The 19,401-nt window shown below is 68.7% G+C and carries 15 protein-coding genes and 1 tRNA gene; 13 read left to right on the top strand and 3 right to left on the bottom strand.

Annotated elements, in window-relative coordinates:
• Positions 1-581 precede the first annotated feature (581 nt).
• The 3 genes from ACIBVN_RS50970 to ACIBVN_RS50960 all read left to right on the top strand — a co-directional run bounded on the left by ACIBVN_RS50970 (position 582) and on the right by ACIBVN_RS50960 (position 2,174).
• The gene (locus tag ACIBVN_RS50970) at positions 582-1,163 is read left to right on the top strand and encodes a dihydrofolate reductase family protein (RefSeq protein WP_397148506.1); all 582 of its coding nucleotides are present in this window, start codon (positions 582-584) and stop codon (positions 1,161-1,163) included.
• A 230-nt stretch (positions 1,164-1,393) separates the two neighbouring features.
• A tRNA-OTHER gene (locus ACIBVN_RS50965) sits at positions 1,394-1,465 on the top strand.
• Positions 1,466-1,847: 382 nt separating this feature from the next.
• Positions 1,848-2,174, top strand: coding sequence for a hypothetical protein (locus ACIBVN_RS50960; RefSeq protein WP_397148504.1), 327 nt, complete (start codon positions 1,848-1,850; stop codon positions 2,172-2,174).
• Positions 2,175-2,194: 20 nt separating this feature from the next.
• On the opposite strand, the gene ACIBVN_RS50955 is transcribed toward ACIBVN_RS50960, so the two are convergent.
• Positions 2,195-2,836: a GNAT family N-acetyltransferase gene (locus ACIBVN_RS50955; protein WP_397148502.1), complete on the bottom strand. Its 642-nt coding sequence runs from the start codon at positions 2,834-2,836 to the stop codon at positions 2,195-2,197.
• A gap of 144 nt (positions 2,837-2,980) precedes the next feature.
• On the opposite strand from ACIBVN_RS50955, the gene ACIBVN_RS50950 reads away from it, so the two are divergent.
• The gene (locus tag ACIBVN_RS50950; protein WP_397148557.1) at positions 2,981-3,769 is read left to right on the top strand and encodes a serine/threonine-protein kinase; all 789 of its coding nucleotides are present in this window, start codon (positions 2,981-2,983) and stop codon (positions 3,767-3,769) included.
• Positions 3,770-3,776: 7 nt separating this feature from the next.
• Positions 3,777-4,595 carry a WD40 repeat domain-containing protein gene (locus ACIBVN_RS50945; protein WP_397148500.1) on the top strand — a complete coding sequence of 273 codons (819 nt, stop codon included), beginning with the start codon at positions 3,777-3,779 and terminating at the stop codon, positions 4,593-4,595.
• Positions 4,596-5,000: 405 nt separating this feature from the next.
• Here the strand turns inward: ACIBVN_RS50945 and ACIBVN_RS50940 are convergent, their stop codons facing one another.
• Positions 5,001-5,171 carry a hypothetical protein gene (locus tag ACIBVN_RS50940; protein ID WP_397148498.1) on the bottom strand — a complete coding sequence of 57 codons (171 nt, stop codon included), beginning with the start codon at positions 5,169-5,171 and terminating at the stop codon, positions 5,001-5,003.
• A 141-nt stretch (positions 5,172-5,312) separates the two neighbouring features.
• On the opposite strand from ACIBVN_RS50940, the gene ACIBVN_RS50935 reads away from it, so the two are divergent.
• From ACIBVN_RS50935 to ACIBVN_RS50900, 8 genes are read left to right on the top strand one after another with little or no spacing between them, the layout of a single operon-like run.
• A complete protein-coding gene (locus ACIBVN_RS50935; protein WP_397148496.1) occupies positions 5,313-6,530 on the top strand; it encodes an ROK family protein in 1,218 nt (405 codons plus the stop codon).
• Positions 6,527-7,495, top strand: coding sequence for a carbohydrate ABC transporter permease (locus tag ACIBVN_RS50930; RefSeq protein WP_397148494.1), 969 nt, complete (start codon positions 6,527-6,529; stop codon positions 7,493-7,495). Before ACIBVN_RS50935 ends, ACIBVN_RS50930 begins: the two co-directional genes overlap by 4 nt.
• On the top strand, positions 7,488-8,294 hold the full coding sequence (locus ACIBVN_RS50925; protein ID WP_397148492.1) for a carbohydrate ABC transporter permease: 807 nt from the start codon (positions 7,488-7,490) through the stop codon (positions 8,292-8,294). Before ACIBVN_RS50930 ends, ACIBVN_RS50925 begins: the two co-directional genes overlap by 8 nt.
• A 12-nt stretch (positions 8,295-8,306) precedes the next feature.
• Positions 8,307-9,572 (top strand): ABC transporter substrate-binding protein, encoded by a 1,266-nt coding sequence (locus ACIBVN_RS50920; RefSeq protein ID WP_397148490.1) that lies wholly within the window; start codon positions 8,307-8,309, stop codon positions 9,570-9,572.
• A gap of 19 nt (positions 9,573-9,591) precedes the next feature.
• Positions 9,592-10,677 (top strand): glycoside hydrolase family 15 protein, encoded by a 1,086-nt coding sequence (locus ACIBVN_RS50915; protein WP_397148488.1) that lies wholly within the window; start codon positions 9,592-9,594, stop codon positions 10,675-10,677.
• Positions 10,674-12,899: a TIM-barrel domain-containing protein gene (locus tag ACIBVN_RS50910; RefSeq protein WP_397148486.1), complete on the top strand. Its 2,226-nt coding sequence runs from the start codon at positions 10,674-10,676 to the stop codon at positions 12,897-12,899. Before ACIBVN_RS50915 ends, ACIBVN_RS50910 begins: the two co-directional genes overlap by 4 nt.
• A gap of 13 nt (positions 12,900-12,912) precedes the next feature.
• Positions 12,913-16,185, top strand: a complete 3,273-nt coding sequence (locus ACIBVN_RS50905; RefSeq protein ID WP_397148484.1) for a TIM-barrel domain-containing protein — start codon at positions 12,913-12,915, stop codon at positions 16,183-16,185.
• Entirely contained in the window at positions 16,182-19,010 is a 2,829-nt protein-coding gene (locus ACIBVN_RS50900; RefSeq protein WP_397148482.1) for a TIM-barrel domain-containing protein, read from the top strand. The genes ACIBVN_RS50905 and ACIBVN_RS50900 overlap by 4 nt, the downstream gene beginning before the upstream one ends.
• Here ACIBVN_RS50900 and ACIBVN_RS50895 read toward each other — a convergent pair.
• Positions 18,961-19,296: a hypothetical protein gene (locus tag ACIBVN_RS50895; protein WP_397148480.1), complete on the bottom strand. Its 336-nt coding sequence runs from the start codon at positions 19,294-19,296 to the stop codon at positions 18,961-18,963. The genes ACIBVN_RS50900 and ACIBVN_RS50895 overlap by 50 nt on opposite strands.
• Between the last annotated feature and the right edge of the window lie 105 nt (positions 19,297-19,401).

Raw genomic sequence — 19,401 nt, 5'->3', positions numbered from 1 at the left:
TATCGGGTCGTTCCCGCGTCGCGGGTTCGACGGGATCGAATTATCTTCAGGAGCTGCTGTACGGCGACGCTGCCCGGACGCCGATACCGTATGGCGGACCACCGCAGACGACAGCGCTCCGGTCACTGGCATTCAGATCCGTGCGAGCCATTGACATTCTGTCCGCGCCGCGCTTGAGAAGGTGTTTTGAATCCCCCTGAGGTTGATCAGGGAGCATGGGTCGGGACGGGCCCGTCTGCTTGTGCGGTTTGGCAGCCGACCAGGTCCGCTTGCGGCACACCGCCGCTGCCTTGATTGCCGCAAAAGTCCGGAGAATGTCCGATCGCTGACCTGGTCAGACGCTTCTCCGTAGGCCAAAATCAGTGCGGTGTTTCGTCCTTACTCGTGCCCCATCAGCCGAGAGCAATTCGGCGTTCCAGGCTCACGTCCGTACGGATCAGTGCTTGACGTGTGGACCGACGGGCCTGCGGGCGCTCCGCCTTGACCCGTCAGGTCGATCTCTCCTGCTCATACGGCGATGAGTTTCGCCGTGGTTTCCAGTCTGAATCCACACCCGATCAACCGCACTCGAGGAGAGCATCATGACCGCTACGTACACCTGGGACGTCTTCTCCACCCTCGACGGCTACGGCTCCTACGCCGAGGGCGCTGACTGGGGCGGCTATTGGAGCAAGCAGGGCCCCGAGCTGCTTGAGCGCCGCGCCGCCCTGTTCGCCACCGAACAGCGAATGGTCTTCGGGGCCACCACCTTTCGGGAGACCGCTCAGATCATGTCCTCGGGCATCGATCCCAACACGCTCGATGAGTGGAACGTCCGGACGATGCGAATGCCGGCGACGGTGGTGTCCTCGACGTTGCAGGACACCCTCGGCTGGCCGGACGCGACCATCGTGAGCGGTGACGCCGTGGACATCGTCGCCAGGCTCAAGGACGAGTCGGACGTGCCGCTGCGCTCGCAGGCCAGCCTGTCGCTGAACCGGGCACTGATGGCCGCTGGCCTTGTCGACCGCCTGCACGTGACGATCTTCCCCGTTATCTCCGGACGGACCGGGACCAGCCCAATCCTCATGGGCGCGGGCGACTTCGACCTCGAGCTGCTCGAGAGCCGGACGCTCGACGGCCACATCCAAGAGCTCATCTACCGGCCCACCCTGCACGTCTGACATATTTGCCGCGCTCAACAGCTGGGACGTGGCTGAGGGCGAGCGGAGCACACCCCCTCGACCCACCCTGCGTGATTGGCCCGCTCGGTTCTTTCAGGGGTATCCGTCAAGGCAGAGCACCTGCTCACCGAGCGCCAGAACGCGGCTTTCATCCCCATGCGCAGGATAGGTCCCATACACCCATAATGGCCATTTAATGCCCGTGCTATTCGCTAAAGCTCTGCAGCGGCAAGGCTGTAGCACAGAGGTCGTCGCGCCTTACAGCAGGTTGGAGGACGTCGGTTCGAAACCGACCAGCCTTGCCCCAAATCGTGGAAGTCATCGGTGGGGGTGTGGGTGTCGGCCGTCGATCCTGACTTGACCGGGACACCACCGCCCGGATCAGGAACCCTCCCCAACCAGGCTGAGGTTGAGACCTGCCTGCGGGTGATGGCCCAGGCACGCGCGGCGGATCCGGCTGATCCTCAATGGGCGGCCGTGTACGAGGCCGCAGCGCACTTGTACCGGGCGGGGAAGAAGACACGAAAGGCGTCGCGGCACGCCGAGCGCAGGCGACGCGACCACGAGGCCACGGCGGCCACGGCGCGCTATCGAGAGCAAGACCCATCCCCGGCGCTCGTCCCGCAAGCAGCCTCGACGGGCCCTCGCGATCAGGCCGGTTCCGCAGCCCGTCGGCTCGCGGCCGTGCCCGACGCCGAGGCCTGGCTGGACCGGGTACACGTCCACGGTGTCGACCTGCTCGACCTGGCGGCTGTCGCGGGTCTGCTGGAGTCCGTTCAGCGGCGTTTCAGTTATCTCGACATCCTCGTCAACAATGCGGCCCAGACGATCCGCCGGAGCCGAAGGCTCCACACCTGGCAACGGGTAACGCCCGAGTATGACGAGGTCCCGTCGGGTGAGCGTTTTCAAACATCAGGGTTCGGCTCAGTGGGTGGCGTCCGTGCTGATCGTACTCGGCTGGTTGTTTGCCACGGCGACTATCGCGGGCACCACCCGTGTTCTCTCGCGTAACTGACCTGTGGCGGATGGCGTCAGAGGCCGAACATCGGGCGGCAGGCCGTCATCCCGTCAACCCTTACCGGTTGCCGGTCCTGCTCAGTCCACTTCTCCCTGGTGAGCCGTAGACGGTCGGACACGACGGCCTCGTCACCGCGGGCGTCAACCGATACGCCGTCGTGCTCGTAGCCGAGCTTGCGGGACACGCCCTGAGAGGCGTGGTTGTCCTGGAACACCTCGGTGCGCGCGGCACGTGCGTCGAGGTGATCGAAGGCCAGGGTGAGCAGACCGACCCGAGCCTCGGTTCCGTAGCCCTTGCCCTGGTGTTCGATGCCCAGCCACGAGGACGTTGTGACCTCCCGAACGACGAGGAAATCGCGTGCTCGAAGCGTGACCACGCCAAGTGGCTGCCCTTGGCGGAAGACCCCGAGTCCGAGCCGCCACGCTGCCACGCTCCACCCCGCGAGCTGGCTCCAGTGTTCCTGGAGCACAGACCGTGCCCGATCCTCGGGACCTCCGTCGGTCCACGGAGTCAAGAACGGACGCTCGTCTGCCCGATGGACGCCGTTGCCTGCCAGTTGTGCGAGTGCCGCCAGTTCCTCGTCACGCGGTAGGCGCAGTTCAAGTCGTGGCGTGACAATGGTCAGGCCATATTGGGGCCACAGGTCGGCAAGCACAGGCCGGATCATGACAACCCGGCCCCTGCCACGCAACTGGATTACTGCCGAGATCAGGACAAGCCGCAGCGGCGCCCGGGCCGGCACTTCGTGATCTACGATGGCTGACCATGGTCGACTCGCGCTCCCTTCGCCCCGGCGAACCTGAGCAGGTCGGCGGTCAGACGCGAAGGGCCGCGCGACTTCGGCGCGCTGGAACGGCTGGCCGTGAGCACCGCCACAGCGCTGGCCGCCATTCACCGTGCAGGCATCGTGCACCGGGACTTCAGACCGCAGAACGTGCTGCTCGGGCCCGACGGCGTCCGCGTGATCGACTTCGGCATCGCCAAGATGGTGGGCTCCTCTGCCTCGACCACTCAGGGCCTGATCGGCACTCCCGCCTACATGTCGCCGGAACAGATCTCCGGTGGGGAGGTCGGTCCAGCCTCTGACATGTTCTCGTGGGCTGCCACCCTGCTGTTCGCCGCGACGGGCCGGAATGTGTTCAACGGTGAGAACGTGGCCGCGGCGATGCATCGCGTTCTGCACCACGAACCGGAGCTACCGCCGTTGCCCGAGCCGCTGCGCGAGCTCGTGGCCAGGGCCCTGGCCAAGGACCCGCGCCGGCGCCCCGCCGCTCATGAGGTCATCCTGCGGCTCGTCGGGCACGACCCCTCAGCCGGATCCGGGCGGCTCTCCGGGGAAGGCTCGCACGCTGGTAACCATCCGCTCGTCGAGGCCGGTCGACAGACAACGAATCCGCTCTTGGAATGGACGCGACCCAGGGCCAGGCTCCCGATTGTGGCCGGAACGCTGGCGATCACGCTCGCGGCGACCGCCGCGCTGCTGTGGCTGCTTCCCGGCAGCGGCGGCCGACTCACCACCATCGACCTCGGGAGCGGCCACGACGTCGTCGCGGTGGCATTGGCTGGGGAGCGCGCTGGTGGCGGATGAGTCCGCGGTGACCTTCTGGGACCTCGCGGCGGACAAGCATTTGTCGCTTGCCCACCTTCCTTCCCAGACCGCAGACATCACCTCGATGGCGGTGTCCCGAGAGTTCGCCCTCACTGGGCACGCCGACGGCACGGTGAGCCTGTGGAACGTGGCCGGCGACGATTACGTCGACACCCTCGATGGGCACATCAAACGCGTCAACGCCGTGGCGCTCGCGCAACTGGAAGGCAAGACCGTGGGTCTCACCGGCGGCGCCGATCGGACCATCCGCGTCTGGGACCTGATCTCCAGGAGCCACATCCGGACCATCGACGCCGGACTGGGCGAGATCGCCACGCTGGCCGCCATCGAGGTTGACGGCACGCCGGTGGCCGTCTCACTCGATGGGCCTGATGACACGCTGCGGCTGTGGGACCTGCGCAGCGGAAAGCAGCTCGGCGCGCCGCTGGCAGAGGAGACAGGGAACGGCATCGCGGTCGGGAACCTGGACGGAACGCCCATCGTGGTCTCCAGCGATCTGCGCGTATGGGATCTGCGGACCCGGCGGTTGATCAGGGAGATTGAGGCGCCGGGCGACACATCGGCCGATGCGGTGGGTGTCGGCACAGTGGATGGGGCTCCGGTAATCGTCTCCACCGTGCAGGGGGCGGACCTGGACTACGAGGCGATTCAGATGTGGAACCTTCGCACTGGGGCGCCTGTGGGGTCCTCGATCGAGATTGATTATGTGCCGGATTCGCTTGCGGTGGGGGCTGTGAAGGGCGCGCCTGTGGCCATGGTGGGCCAGTCAACGGACGCGGGCGTCTGGCGCCTTCGCCTGGACTGACTGGTCGTTTCACAAGGGGATCCGGTGTGCCGGGGTCTCCATCGCCTCCCACGCCGAAGACGCCGCGGACGGCGCGCGAAATCGTCCTCCTGCCGGTCGAAGACCCACGACCCCGCGTGCGGCTGGGGCCGCTGATGGCCGGGCTCGTGCGGGCGTGCTTCACGCGAGTTCCAGGCCGCCGTCCACGGTGAGGACCTGGCCGGTGATCCAGTGGTCGAATCGCCGGAACTCGTCTCGCCGGAGGCGGCTGCCGGCGGTGTGCTCATTCCGAGGCCTATGAGTGTGGCCAGCGCAAGCGCTAAGGCCGGCTTGTGGGATTTTGCCGCCATGTTTTCCCTTCCCGAATGACCGCATACCTAATGACCTGCGGCCGGTCCCAGCTAGGCGCATGGCGTCATAAGTCCGTCATGCGGTCGAACAAGCGGCCAAGAGGGTCGGCTCCGTCTGGTCCGAGCTCGCCGCCGACGTCCGCAGCGGCTCAGGCGAGATGCCGGAGATGGTGCCCGTCACCGAGGGCCGGCGCAGCCCGGCGACACCGCCGAGCCCCGTCGCGCCGGACAGCAGGGCCGTGCCCAAGGGTGTGACGGGGCTGCCTGAACTGCATGGACGGAGTCTCGGCAGGCGCAGGTTTCAGGAAGGCTTCGGACTCTTGACAGGAGAGTGGCGGCGGCTCAGTATCTTCAGCACTAACTTTATTCCTAAAGAAAGTCCCCTCACATGGCAGGCACGGACCGCGGCGACCTCACCAGGACGGCGATCCTCGCCCTTCTGGGCACGGTCGGCCCGCTGAGCCGCAGCGAGATAGCCCGCGAGTTGGATCTCAGCCCGGCCACCGTCACGCAGCTCACCAGGGATCTCATCGGGCACGGGATGCTGGAGGAGCTGGACCTGAAGCCGTCGCGCGGCGGCCGTCCGGCCCAGCGGCTCGGGTTGGTGGGCAGCGCCGGGCGGGCGCTCGGCGTGAAGGTGACGGCCGACCACCTGGTGCTCGTGGACGTACGGCTCGACGGCGAGGTGCTCGGCTCCTGGGAGACGCCCCATGACCCGGCCGCGCCCGACGCCCTGGACCACCTGGCGGGCGCGGTGGAGTCGGTGGTCCGCGAGATCGATGGGGTGCCGCCGCTGCTGGGGGTCGGGGTCGGGGTGCCGGGCAGCGTGGATGACCAGGCGGTCGGCACGGTCAACGCCCCGACGCTCGGCTGGCAGGCCATGCCGGTGGGCGACCGGCTGCGCCGCCGGCTCAACCTGCCCGTCCTGGTGGAGAACGACGTGAACGCGCTGGCCGCGGCCGAGCGCCTGTACGGCCGGGGGCGCACGCACAGCGACTTCCTCGTGCTGACGATCGGGCGCGGCGTCGGCGCGGCGATCGTCGCGGACGGCCGCGTCTACCGGGGCGCCCGGGGCGGCGCGGGCGAGTTCGGCCACCTGCCGGTGGACCCCGAGGGACCGCCCTGCGGCTGTGGCGCCCGGGGCTGCCTGGAGGCGTTCGTCGGCTCGGCGGGGCTGCTCGCCGCCGCCCACGCCAGGACGGGCGAATCTCACCAGGGCACACAAGACCCGCTCGGAGCGGTTGCCGCGCTCGGGAGGGCCGCCGCGGCCGGCGACGCGACCGCGCGGGAAGTTTTCGCCGAGGCCGGGGCGGTCCTGGGCCGGGCCGCGGCGGGATTGATCAACGTGGTGGACCCCGAGGTCGTGGTGGTGCTCGGCGAGGGCACGGCCGACTGGCCGCTGTGGCAGACCGGCTTCGAACCGGCGCTTCGGGCGCATCTGTATCCGGGGCGGCGCGACATCTCCGTCGAGGTGGAGGGCTGGGACGACACGAGCTGGGCACAGGGAGCGGCGGCGCTGGTGCTGGCCACTCCGTTCGACGCCGCCGGAGCGGCGGGCGAGCAGGGCCGCCTGGTTCGCGCTCGCCTGATCGGAGCCGGCTCATGAGCGTCCGGCAGGCCCACCCGAACGTCGCCGGGTCCGCGACAGACGCCGAGGCCCCGCCCGAGCCGCGGGTCTCCCACGGGCGGCCGCGGCGGCGCGGCAGGTGGCGCTACGCCGGCACGGTGGCGGTGTTCCTGCTGCCGAGTCTGGTGCCGCTGACTCTCTACACGCTGATCCCGATGGTCAGTTCGTTCTGGATCAGCCTGCACGAATGGGACCTCATCACCGACATGCGGTGGGTGGGGCTCGGCAACTACATCGAACTCATCGGAGATCCCGACACCAGGGCCGCTTTTCTGCACACCCTGTACTTCATCGCCGGCTACCTGCCGCTCGTCTACCTTGGCGGCCTGGGTCTCGCGGTGCTGCTCAACCGGGCGATGCCCGCGCGCGGCCTGCTGCGCGGCGTGTACTTCCTCCCGGTGATCACGAGCTGGGTGGTCGTCGCGCTGATGTGGAAGTGGCTGCTCAACCCGGCCAGCGGCATCGTCAACTGGGCGCTTGGCCTGATCGGCGTGAGCGGCCCCGGCTGGTGGACCGATCCCGACTGGGCGATGCCGTCGATCATCCTCGCCTCGGCGTGGAAGGACCTGGGCTTCGTGATGATCATCCTGCTGGCCGGGCTGCAGGCGATCCCCCGCGAGTACCAGGAGGCAGCCATGGTGGACGGCGCCACGGCCTGGCGCAGGTTCCGGCACATCACGCTGCCGCTGCTGTCGCCTTCGACGTTCTTCGTGGTGGTGATCTCGCTGATCAACGGCTTCCAGGTGTTCGACCAGGTCAAGATCATGACGGGCGGCGGGCCGGGTGGCGCGACGCAGGTGGTGGTCTCCCAGATCTACGACCTCACATTCCGGTACGGCCGCGCCGGCGCCGCCTCGGCGCTGTCATGGCTGCTGTTCGCGTTCGTGCTGCTCGTGACGATCCTGCAGATCCGGGGCCAGAGGCGGTGGGTCACCTATGGGTAAGGTCCTGCGTCTCCTGCTGGTGGGCCTCGGCGCGCTGGTCATGCTCTTCCCGTTCGCCTGGGCGGTGATCACCTCGATCACGCCGAGCGACGCCGTGCTGTCCGTGCCGCCCGACTTCACCCCCGAGGGCGCGAGCCTGGACGCGTACGGCAGGCTCCTGGAGACGCTGCCCTTCTGGCGGATCGTGCTCAACAGCGCCTGGATCGGCGCCGCCTCCACCACGTTGCAACTGGTCACGAGCGCGATGGCGGCCTATGCGTTCGCCCGGCTGCCGTTCCCCGGCCGGGGCGCGCTGTTCGCGGTCTACCTCGCGACGCTGATGATGCCGCTGCCGGTGCTGGTCGTGCCGCTGTTCATCGAGATGCGCACGTTCAACCTGGTCGACACGTACTTCGCGCTGCTCGCGCCGACGATCGCCTCGGCGTTCGGCGTGTTCCTGCTGCGGCAGGCCATCAACCAGGTGCCCCGGGAGTTCGACGAGGCGGCCGTGCTGGACGGCGCCGGACATTTCCGGATCTTTCTGTACGTGGTGCTGCCACTGATCCGCCCCGCCCTGGCAACGTTCGCCATCTTCGGCTTCATGGCCAGTTGGAACAGCTACCTCTGGCCGCTGATCATCATCAAGTCGCCCGAGTTCATGACGCTGCCCCTGGGCCTGGCGACCTTGCACGGCCAGTTCACCACGCAGTGGGACGTGGTGATGGCGGGCTCGGTCGTCAGCGTCGTCCCGATCCTCATCCTGTACGTCTTCGCTCAGAAGCACGTCATCGCCAGCGTCGCGCAGAGCGGGCTCAAGTAAAGGAATCCCCCCATGTCACGACAAATCAAGATCGCTACTGTCGTCGCGGCGGCCGCGTTGCTCGCCTCCGCCTGCTCGCAGGGATCGGCTACCAAGGGCACCAGCAGTGACGGCGGCGGCAAGGTGACGCTGCGGTACTTCACGTTCTCGGCCGCGCCCGACCACGTGAAAGACCTCGACACGATCGAGAAGGCCTTCGAGAAGGAGAACCCGAACGTGGACGTGGTCGTCGAGACCGCGCCCTTCGACCAGTACTTCACCAAGCTGCAGACCAGCATCGCGGGCGGCACCGCGCCGGACACGTTCGAGCTCAACTACGAGAACTTCGTCACCTACGCCAGCGCCGGCTCACTGCTCGACCTCGCCACGGTGGCGGGCGACGGCGACACCTCGGTGTACGCCCAGGAGTCGCTCAACGCCTTCAAGCGGGACGGCAAGCAGTACGCGCTGCCCGCCTCCTTCTCCACGGTCGTGCTCTTCTACAACAAGGACCTGTTCGACAAGGCCGGGGTGGCTCCGCCTACCGCCGACTGGACGTGGGCCGACGAGCAGGCCGCCGCGGCGAAACTGACCGACAAGAAGAAGGGCGTGTTCGGCGACTTCCAGCCGGTGCAGTTCTTCGAGTTCTACAAGACGCTCAAGCAGGCGGGCGGCGAGTTCCTGTCGGCGGACGGCAAGAAGTCGGCGTTCAACAGCCCGCAGGGCGTCAAGGCCGCCAATTGGCTGGTGTCGAAGGTGGGCAAGACGATGCCTACCGAGGCCGAGATCGGCGGCACCGCCGACTACGACACGAACCTCTTCAAGTCCGGCAAGCTCGCCATGTGGCACAACGGCATCTGGCAGTTCGCGGGCCTGAAGGACGTGCCGTTCGAGTGGGACGTGGTCGTGGAGCCGGGTGACGCCGCCAAGGCCAGCGCGGTCTTCCACAATGCGGTGGCCGCCTCCTCGACCACCAAGCATGGCAAGGAGGCGTGGGCCTGGGCCCGCTTCCTGTCCGCCTCGGACACCGCGGCCACCACCCGCATCCAGTCGTCCTGGGAGCTGCCGCCGGTCTCCGACCAGCAGGTGCTGTCCGCCTACCTCAAGGACCCCAAGCCCGCCAACCGGCAGGCGGTCCTCGACTCGCTCAAGTCCATCGCGCTGCCTCCGGTCATCAAGCGCCAGCAGGAGATGCAGGATGCGGTGACCAAGGAGCTCAGCGAGGCGGCGGCCGGGCGCAAGTCCGTCGAGGACGCGCTCAAGGCCGCCGCCGCCGACGTGGACGCCCTGCTCGGCTGATCATTTAGGAGAGATTTCGTTGTCCCTCGTCGCCTACAGCCTCGACGTGATCAAGAGGTTGCAGTCCTCCACCGGGGCCTATCCGGCCTCGCCCACCTTCTCCGCCTACCGCGGCTACTCCTGGCTCCGTGACGGCGCGTTCATCGCCGAGGGGGTGAGCAGGCACGGCGACGTTGCCGGCGCGGACGCCTTCCACACCTGGTGCGCCCGCGTTATCGGCGACCGCGCGGGCCAGGTGGACTCGCTCGTCTCGCGGGCCGCCCGTGGCGAGGCCGTCCCGGTCGTGGAGATGTTGCCGACACGGTTCACCCTCGACGGGTTGGACGGCGACGACGACTGGTGGGACTTCCAGCTCGACGGGTACGGCACCTGGCTGTGGGCGCTTCGCGAGCACCGCGTCCGGCACGGCAGGGCGGTGCCCGGCGTCGAGAAGGGCGTCAGGACGGCGGCCCGCTACCTGACCGCGTTCTGGCACCTGCCCTGCTACGACTGGTGGGAGGAGCACGTCGAGCACCGCCACGTGGCCACGCTCGGCTCTGTCCACGCGGGCCTGCGGGCCGCCATCGCGCTCGGCGTGCTGAGCGCGGCGGAGTCGGCGGCGGCGGCCAAGGCTGTCGAGGACATCGCCGATCTCGTGGCGCGGGAGGGCGTCACTGGGGGCGGCCACCTGCGCAAGTGGCTCGGCGGCGAAGCGGTGGACGCGAGCCTGCTGGCTTGCGTGGAGCCGTTCGGGCTGTATCCGGCCGGGCATCCGGTCGGCGAGGCGACAGTCGCCGAGGTCGAGCGGCAGCTTGCCCGCGACGGCGGCGTGTACCGCTACCTCGGCGACACCTTCTACGGCGGCGGGCGGTGGCTCCTGCTCGCCGGGTTCCTCGGCTGGAACCACGCCCGAGCCGGGCGGCGGGCCGAGGCGGCGCGCTATCTGGAGTGGATGGCGGCGCAGGCGACCGCCGATGGTGACCTGCCCGAGCAGGTGTCCCACCTGCTGCTGGCCCCGGATCGGCGGCAGGAGTGGCTGGACCGCTGGGGCCCGGTGGCCACGCCTCTGCTGTGGTCGCACGGCATGTACCTCATCCTCGCCGACGAGCTGGGGGTGACGGCGTGATCCGGCACCGGCCCCACGGATCGGGGCATCCCTACGCGGAAACGGAGGATCAGCGCGTTCCGGCCAGGCCGCTGGACGGCGAGCCCGTGGAACTGCGGGTGCGCGTGTCCGCAGGGGTCGCCTCCGTCGTGTGCGACTGGGTCGTGGACGGAGCCGCGCCCGTCGAGCTACCCCTGACCAGCCGGAACGCGGACAAGACCGCGAGCGATCATCCCGGGACGGACACGGACGGCGGGCATCTGGCCGCCGCCCAGGCGCGGGCCGCCCGCGCGGCCACCGGTTCCTGGAGCGTGCGTACTCCTGCTCTCAAGGCAGGAAGCCGCTATGCCTACCGCTTCCGGGCCACGACTGACGATGGCGCGAGCCGCGCGAGCCGGTGGTTCGAGGTGACGGCGGCGTGCTGGTCGGACACGGGCGGCAAGCTGAAGGTCACGGGCACCGACCGGATCGTGCCAGGCAGCGTGCGCTGGCTTGCGGACGGCGACGGCCCGCTGCGGGTGCGGTTCGAGCTGGCGCTGGAGCCTGAGGAGCACGTGGTCGGCTTCGGCGAGCGGTTCGACGCCGTGGACCAGCGGGGCCGTGCCCTGGACGCGGTGGTCTTCGAGCAGTACAAGTCGCAGGGCCGGCACGGGCGCACGTACCTGCCGATGCCGTACGCCATGGTCGTGGGCGGCCCCGCGAGCTGGGGCTGGCACGTCCAGACCGCACGGCGGACCTGGTACGACGTCGGCGCCGCGCGGTCCGGCCGGATCGTCGCCGAAGCCGAGGTCGGCCCGGACGGCGAGCTGGGCGTGCGCTTCTACGGCGGCGAGCGCCCCGCCGACGTGCTGCGCGCCTTCCTCGACGACGTGGGGCACCCGGCCGAGCTTCCGTCGTGGGTGTTCCGGCTGTGGGCCAGCGGCAACGAGTGGAACACCCAGGAACGCGTGCTGGCCGAGATGGACCGGCATCGCGAGCACGGCATCCCGGTGGGCGCGCTGGTCATCGAGGCGTGGAGCGACGAGACGACGTTCACGGCGTTCCGCGGCGCCGAGTACGAGCCGTCCGAGGAGCCCCACAAGCTGGCCGACTACACGTTCCCCGCGGACGGGCCGTGGCCGGACCCCAAGGGCATGGTGGACGAACTGCACCGCAGGGACGTCAAGGTGCTGCTCTGGCAGATCCCGCTGCAGAAGATGCGCCCCCATCCCCGCCACCAGGCCGCCGTGGATGCCCGGCAACTCGTCGAGCGCGGGTACGGTGTGCGCGAGGCCGACGGCCGGCCCTACCGCAACCGGGGCTGGTGGTTCCCGCTTGCGCTCATGCCCGACCTGTCCTCTCCGGAGATCCGCGAATGGTGGACGGCCAAGCGCCGCTACCTGGTCGAGGAGGTGGGGATCGACGGGTTCAAGACCGACGGCGGTGAGCACGCCTGGGGCCACGACCTGCGCTACGCCGACGGGCGGGATGGCGCGGCGGGCAACGGGCTGTTCCCTGTGCACTACGCCCGCGCGTTCGGCGACCTGCTGCGCGCGTGCGGCAAGGCGCCGGTGACGTTCAGCCGGGCCGGGTTCGCGGGGTCGCAACCACACGGCGCGTTCTGGGCCGGGGACGAGGACTCGACCTGGGAGGCCTTCCGCTCCTCGATCAGGGCCGGGATCAGCGCCTCGGCCTGCGGGATCGTCTATTGGGGCTGGGACCTGGCCGGCTTCTCCGGGCCTGTGCCGGATGCCGAGCTCTACCTGCGGGCGGCGGGCGCGTCGGCCTTCATGCCGATCATGCAGTACCACTCCGAGTTCAACCACCACCGCACGCCCATCAGGGACCGCACGCCGTGGAACATCGCCGCCCAGACCGGGGACGAGCGGGTGATCCCGGTGTTCCGGCGGCTGGCCGAGCTGCGGGAGCGGCTGGTGCCGTACCTGGCCGAGCAGGCGCGGGTGGCTACTGGCGGCGGCGCCCCGCTGATGCGGGGCCTGTTCTTCGACCACCCGGACGACCCGGAGGTCTGGCGGCATCCGCTGCAGTTCAAGCTCGGCGACGCGCTGCTGGTCGCGCCCGTCACCGAGCCCGGCGTCGCGGAAATCCCCGTCCACCTCCCCGAGGGTGACTGGGTCGACGTCTGGTCCGGACGCGACCTGACCGGCGGGCGGATGGTCAGCCTGCCCGCCCCCATCGACCACCCGCCCGTCCTGTGCGCGGCGGAGCACTGGTCCCGTCTCTCTCCTGTGTTCGCCACCTGAGAGGAGCGCCCCCGTGACCCGGTTACGGTCGGCAGCCATCGTCATGGCACTCGCCCTGCTCGCCTCCCTCGCCTCCATCCCCGCCCACGCGCTGGATGGCGTCCACCACAACCCGACCGGAATCGACGACCTCTACTCCAGCGAGCCCACCGAACGCGTCCCCCGCGATCCGATGGCCGGTGAGGCGGTGCAGATCAACGCGACGACCTGGCCGATCGAGTCCGGCCAGACGGTGTGGATCACCTGGACGAAGAACGGCGTGAACCAGACCCCCATCGGCGCCGCCTGGGACCACAACAGCGGCAACAACAGCTACTGGAGGATCAACCTCGGCACTTTCGCCCGGGGAGACAAGGTCTCCTACACGGTCAACGCCGACGTGAACGGAGGCGGGCAGAAGAGCACCGGCCCATTCGCGTTCACGGTCACCTCGTGGAGCACGGTGACGAACGTGACCGGGTTCGTGAACAACAGCACATCGGTGGATGTCACGACCGGTGACAGCGCGGGGAGCTTCACGCCGAAGATCCGCTTCGCCTTCCCCGCGCTCGACCGGTTCAGAACACAGATCGCTCCCAGCGGCTCAGGTCTCAATATTTCCGGCGTATCCGGATATACGGTGACGAACTCCGCGAGCACGTTGACGATCTCCACCAGCTCACTCGTCCTGAAGATCCAGAAGTCGCCGTACCGGCTGTCGGTCTACAAGGGCGACGGCACGACGCTGATAACCCGCCAGTACGATCCTGCCACGTTCCGGAACATCGGCTGGGCCAGTGACGGCGCCACCACGATCACGAAGATCGAGGACCACTTCATGTCGCCGGCCGGCGAGCGCTTCGAAGGCTTCGGCGAGCGCTACGACCGGCTCGACCAGCGCGGCACCGACGTGCACAATTACGTCTACAACCAATACCGGGACCAGGGCGCCACCCGGCGCACCTACCTGAGCGTGCCGTTCTTCCTGAACTCGGCCGGCTACGGCATCCACATTGCCGGCACCCGCTACGCGATCTTCAACCTCAACACGCACCTGAGCGACCTGGCCGGCTTCACCGTGGACACTGGCGGCGGGCTGGACTCGACGCTCGACTACCACTTCTTCGCCGGCACCCCGGCCGAGATCGTGGACGACTACACGGCGGTCACCGGTCGGCCGCAGCTGCCGCCGAAGTGGGCGTTCGGGGTGTGGATGTCCGCCAACGAGTGGAACACCCAGGCTGAGGTGAACGCCGAGCTCGCGAACGTGAACACGTACAAGATCCCGCACACCGCGATGGTGCTGGAGCAGTGGAGCGACGAGGCCACGTTCTACGTCTGGCACGGTGCCACGTACACGCCCACACCGGGCAGTGGCAAGCTGGCGTACGCGGATCTGGTCTTCCCGGCGGGCGGCGCGTGGCAGGACCCGAAGGCCATGGTCGCCAATGCCCACAACAAGGGGATCAAGATGATCCTCTGGCAGATCCCGGTGTTCAAGGAGAACTTCGACACGAACCCGCCGACCGCGCCGCAGCAGCACCTCAATGACAAGGCGTACGCGCAGGCTCAGGGATATGTCGCGAAGAACGCCACCAACGGTCCCTACCGGATCCCGACCGGCCAGTGGTTCGGCGACAGCATGGTCCCCGACTTCACCAGCACGGCCGCGACGAACTGGTGGATGAGCAAGCGTGACTACCTGATCGACGAGGTCGGCGTCGACGGGTTCAAGACCGACGGCAGCGAGGCCGTCTTCGGCAGAAGCGTGCAGTTCGCCGATGGCCGCAAGGGCGACGAGATGCACAACGCCTACCCCAACAGCTACACCGGCGCCTACAACTCCTACGTCAAGAGCAAGAGGCCGAACGGCACGATCTTCAGCCGGGCGGGCACGACGGGCGCCCAGACGAAGTCGATCTTCTGGGCGGGCGACCAGAACTCCAGTTTCCCCGCCTTCCAGGAGGCGGTCCGAGCCCAGCTCAGCGCCGGGCAGTCGGGCATACCGTACACGGCCTGGGACCTGGCGGGCTTCACCGGCTCCTTCCCCAGCGCCGAGCTCTACCTCCGCTCGGCGGCTCAGGCCACGTTCTCGCCCATCATGCAGTACCACTCGGAGAAGGCCGATCCCGGCACCTCCGAGGCCCGCACGCCGTGGAACGTGCAGGCACGCACCGGCGACACGAGTGTGGTGCCCACCTTCCGCAAGTTCGCCAATGTGCGGATGAACCTGATCCCGTACCTCTACACCGAGGCCAAGGCGAGCTCCACGACGGGCGCGCCGATGATGCGGGCCATGAGCTTCGCCTTCCCGGGCGACGCGACGGCGGCGGCGCAGGACCAGCAGTACATGTTCGGCGCCCAGCTCCTGGTGGCGCCGATCACCACTCAGGGCGCCACCTCCAAGAACGTCTACCTGCCTGCGGGGGAGTGGTACGACCTGTGGAACGGCGGCCGCTTCACCGGGCCCGGCACCAAGATCTACCACGCGGGTCTGGACACGATCCCCGTCTACGCCAGGTCGGGGGCGATCATCCCGCTCAACCTCAACGCCGACTACAAGCTCGGCGGCGAGATCGGCAACAGCGTGGACACGTACACGAACCTGACCTTCCGGATTTATCCGGCGGGATCCACGTCGTACGCCTACTTCGAGGACTCCGCGAACGCCACCCGCACGATCACCTCGGCCGAGAACTGGGCCGGTCACGCGGTGACCGTCACCGTGCCGGCGCTCACCACGACGAGCACGCTGCAGGTCGCGAGCACGAAGCCGGCGTCGGTGACCGGGGCGACCGCTCGGGCCGGCCTCGCCGACCTCAAGGCCGCGGCCGAGGGCTGGTGGTGGGACCCGGTTCAGCAGCTCACCCACGTCAAGCTGGCGAGCGCCGCCGCCAACCGGACGATCATGCTCAACGGCGTGGACAAGGCCGCCTACGAGGCCGAGTTCGCCACCGGCACCGGCACGTCCACCAACACCGACCACGCCGGATACACCGGCACCGGGTTCGCGGACGGCTTCGCCGGCTCCGGTGACGCGGTGACGTTCCAGGTCAGGGCCGACGCGGCGGGCAGCCATCAGCTGAAGTTCCGCTACTCCACCACGGCGGCCGCCACCCGGACCGTCTATGTGGACGGCGTCGCCGCGGACACGCTCTCGCTGCCCGCCCTCGCCAACTGGGACACCTGGGGCACGGCCGCGCTGACCACCTCGCTCACCGCGGGCGCCCACACCGTCAAGATCGCGTACGACACCTCGGACACCGGCGGGATCAACCTCGACAACCTGGTGGTGGCACGCCCATGAAACGAGCGCTCACCTTCCTGGCGATCCTGCTCCTGCCGCTGCTGGTGGCGCCGCCCGCGCGGGCGGCGGTACAGCGGGTGCAGTTCACCAGCGGCTCGACGTACCTGATCGTGGAGTTCCTGGACGACGACCTGGTGCACTTCGAACTCGCCGCCGGCACGTCGCCGGGGACCGGCTCGCCGGTCTTCACCACGCCGCAGGTGGCCAAGACCGACTACACGGGTCCCGCGAGCTTCACCCATTCGGGCAACACGCTTACCACGGGGGCGATGAAGGTCGAGGTCACGGCCGGCACGCTGTGCGTGAAAATCTCCGACCCCACTCGGCTGCTGTACGAGGCGTGCCCGCGCAACCTGGCCCAGGCGTGGAAGGGCCTGACGATCACCAAAGGCTCGATCCAGAACGCGTACGGGCTGGGTGAGCAGTTCTTCATGGGCGGCAGCGCCGACGGCGACTGGGTGGGCCGCAGCCGCACCCCGGGCGGCACGTACGGCAACGCCATGGTGTACGACACCGACAACGGCCCGGTGGGCAACGCCCAGATCCCGGTGCTGTTCGCGACCGGCCCTGCCAATCTCAACTACGGCCTCCTGCTCGACCACGTCTACAAGCAGGAGTGGAACCTGACCGGCGACCCGTGGACGGTCGACACCTGGGGCGACCAGCTCAGGTGGTACACGATGACCGGGCCCGACCTTCCCGACCTGCGCAAGGACTACATGGAGCTGACCGGCCGGCCGCTGGTGCCGCCGAAGAAGGCGTTCGGCATGTGGGTGTCGGAGTTCGGCTACGACAACTGGGCCGAGATCGACAACCGGCTTTCCGGGCTACGCGCGGCGAAGTTCCCGGTGGACGGCTTCGTGCTGGACCTGCCGTGGTTCGGCGGCGTGACGGCGGGCTCCGACGACACCAAGATGGGCAGCCTCGCCTGGGACACCACCGCCTTCCCCAACCCGTCGGCCACCATCGCCGGCTATCAGGCGAACGAAGGCATCGGCCTGATGACCATCGAAGAGTCCTACGTCGGCAAGAACCTGCCCGAACACGCCGACCTGGCCTCCCGCGGCTACCTCGTCCGGGCCGGCTGCGCGACCTGCGCGCCCACGTACCTCACCACCAACGACTGGTGGGGCCGGGGCGGCATGATCGACTGGACGCAGAACGCCGCCGGCGACTACTGGCACACGCTCAAGCGCAAGCCGCTGATCGACGCCGGGGTCCAGGGCCACTGGCTGGATCTCGGCGAGCCGGAGATGTACGACGCCGGCGACTGGACCTCCGGAGTCCTGCCCGGCAAGCACGCCCACGCCGACTATCACAACGTCTACAACCTCAAGTGGGCCGAAAGCATTGCCCGCGGGTACGCCTCCGGCACCAAGCGCCCGTTCATGCTGGCCCGCTCCGGCGCGGCGGGCATGCAGCGGCACGGCGTGGCCATGTGGTCGGCCGACATCGGTTCCAAGCTGACCGCGCTCGCCCAGCAGCAGAACGCGCACCTGCACATGTCGATGTCCGGCATCGACTACTACGGCTCCGACATCGGCGGCTTCCGAAGGGAGATGCTCAACTCGGACCTGAACGAGCTGTACACGCAGTGGTTCGCCAACGGCGCGTGGTTCGAGGTGCCGGTGCGCCCGCACACCGAGAACCTGTGCAACTGCGTGCAGACCTCACCGGACAAGATTGGGCACACCGCCAGCAACCTCGCCAATCTCCGCCAGCGCTACGAGCTGACGCCCTATTACTACTCGCTGGCCCACCGCGCCTACAGGTTCGGCGAGCCTGTCGTGCCGCCGCTCGCGTACTACTACCAGAACGATCCGAACGTGCGCGAGTCCGGCCACGAGAAGCTCATCGGCCGCGACCTGCTGGTCGGCGTCGTCGCGGGTGCCGGTGAGCGCGAGCGGGACATGTACCTCCCCGCCGGCACCTGGTACGACTACGCCACGGGCGAGAAGCTGACCAGCACCGGCCAGTGGTTCACCGACCGGCCGCTGTGGGTGAACGGCGCCTTCCGCCTGCCGGCCTTCGCCAGGGCGGGGGCGATCCTCCCCAAGATGTACGTGGACGACAAGACCATGAACGTCATGGGCAAGCGCACCGACGCCACCACCAGGAACGAGCTGGTCGCCCGGGTCTACCCCGACGCCGCCGCCACGAGCTTCACGCTCTACGAGGACGACGGCGCCTCGACCGGCTACCAGGCCGGAGCCGTGCGCACCACGCAGATCAGCCAGCAGCTGACTGGAAGCACGGCGACCGTCACGGTGGCCGCCTCCAGCGGCACCTACACGGGCGCGCCGAGCAGCAGGTCGAACGTCGTCGAGCTGGTCGCCGCCACCCAGGCCTCGGCCGTCACCCTGAACGGCGGTCCGCTGACCCAGCACGCCACCAAAGCCGCCTTCGACGCGGCCGCCAGCGGCTGGTACAACGCGGGCGGCAACCTCATCATGGCCAAGTCGGCGAGCACGGCCGTCACCACGGCCAAGACGTTCGCTTTCACGCTCGGCCAGGCTCCGGTGTCGGCCATGTTCAAGTGCGACAACGGCACCACCACGCCCGGCCAGTCCGTCTACGCCGTCGGGAGCGTGCCGCAGCTTGGCGCATGGTCGGTGGCCAGCGCGGTCAAGCTGTCGCCGACAAACTATCCGACCTGGACCGGCACCATCGGCAAGCTCCCACCCAACACCCAGATCGAATGGAAGTGCGTCAAACGGCAGGAAGCGAACTTCCCCGACACCGCTGACCAGTGGCAGCCGGGAGGTAACACCATCCTCACCACCCCGGCGAGCGGCAGCGGCGGCACCACGACCGGCACGTTCTGACCGCTGACCGGGGCTGCGCGCCGAGGACCAGCTGGCCGATGACCAGGAACTCAGCGACGACGCTCGGGAAGAACAGCGACTCACCCAGCGGCGGATCTTCCGCGAGCAGCAGGAGGAATCCCGCCCCCGGCTGCGCCCTCTGCTCCGCGACGCCTACGAGCGGGGAGCGACAAGCGACTGGAGTAATCTGCTGCGCCGTCCCCAGGAGCCAGAACTCGACCTGGAAGGCGACGAGGGGCTCCTCGAAGCGGCGACGCCGGAGACGTACCTGGCCGTCAGCCGCCACGGCCTGCCCCCAGCACGCGCCTGACTATTAGGCCTCGCACTCGATCAGGGGTGACCTCAGGTCAAGTGCCCGGAGTACGGGTTAGCTCCGGGGAGAGGCGGTCGG

The organism is Nonomuraea sp. NPDC049400, from assembly GCF_044466425.1.
In the GTDB taxonomy this organism is placed as follows: domain Bacteria; phylum Actinomycetota; class Actinomycetes; order Streptosporangiales; family Streptosporangiaceae; genus Nonomuraea.
This window is presented reverse-complemented; position numbering and strand designations above follow the sequence as displayed.

What these genes read in the sequence shown, in the direction of transcription:
- ACIBVN_RS50930 (WP_397148494.1), top strand. Translation starts at nt 6,527, where the DNA reads ATGAGCGTCCGGCAGGCCCACCCGAACGTCGCCGGGTCCGCGACAGAC.
- ACIBVN_RS50920 (WP_397148490.1), top strand. Translation starts at nt 8,307, where the DNA reads ATGTCACGACAAATCAAGATCGCTACTGTCGTCGCGGCGGCCGCGTTG.
- ACIBVN_RS50935 (WP_397148496.1), top strand. Translation starts at nt 5,313, where the DNA reads ATGGCAGGCACGGACCGCGGCGACCTCACCAGGACGGCGATCCTCGCC.
- ACIBVN_RS50970 (WP_397148506.1), top strand. Translation starts at nt 582, where the DNA reads ATGACCGCTACGTACACCTGGGACGTCTTCTCCACCCTCGACGGCTAC.
- ACIBVN_RS50900 (WP_397148482.1), top strand. Translation starts at nt 16,182, where the DNA reads ATGAAACGAGCGCTCACCTTCCTGGCGATCCTGCTCCTGCCGCTGCTG.
- ACIBVN_RS50925 (WP_397148492.1), top strand. Translation starts at nt 7,488, where the DNA reads ATGGGTAAGGTCCTGCGTCTCCTGCTGGTGGGCCTCGGCGCGCTGGTC.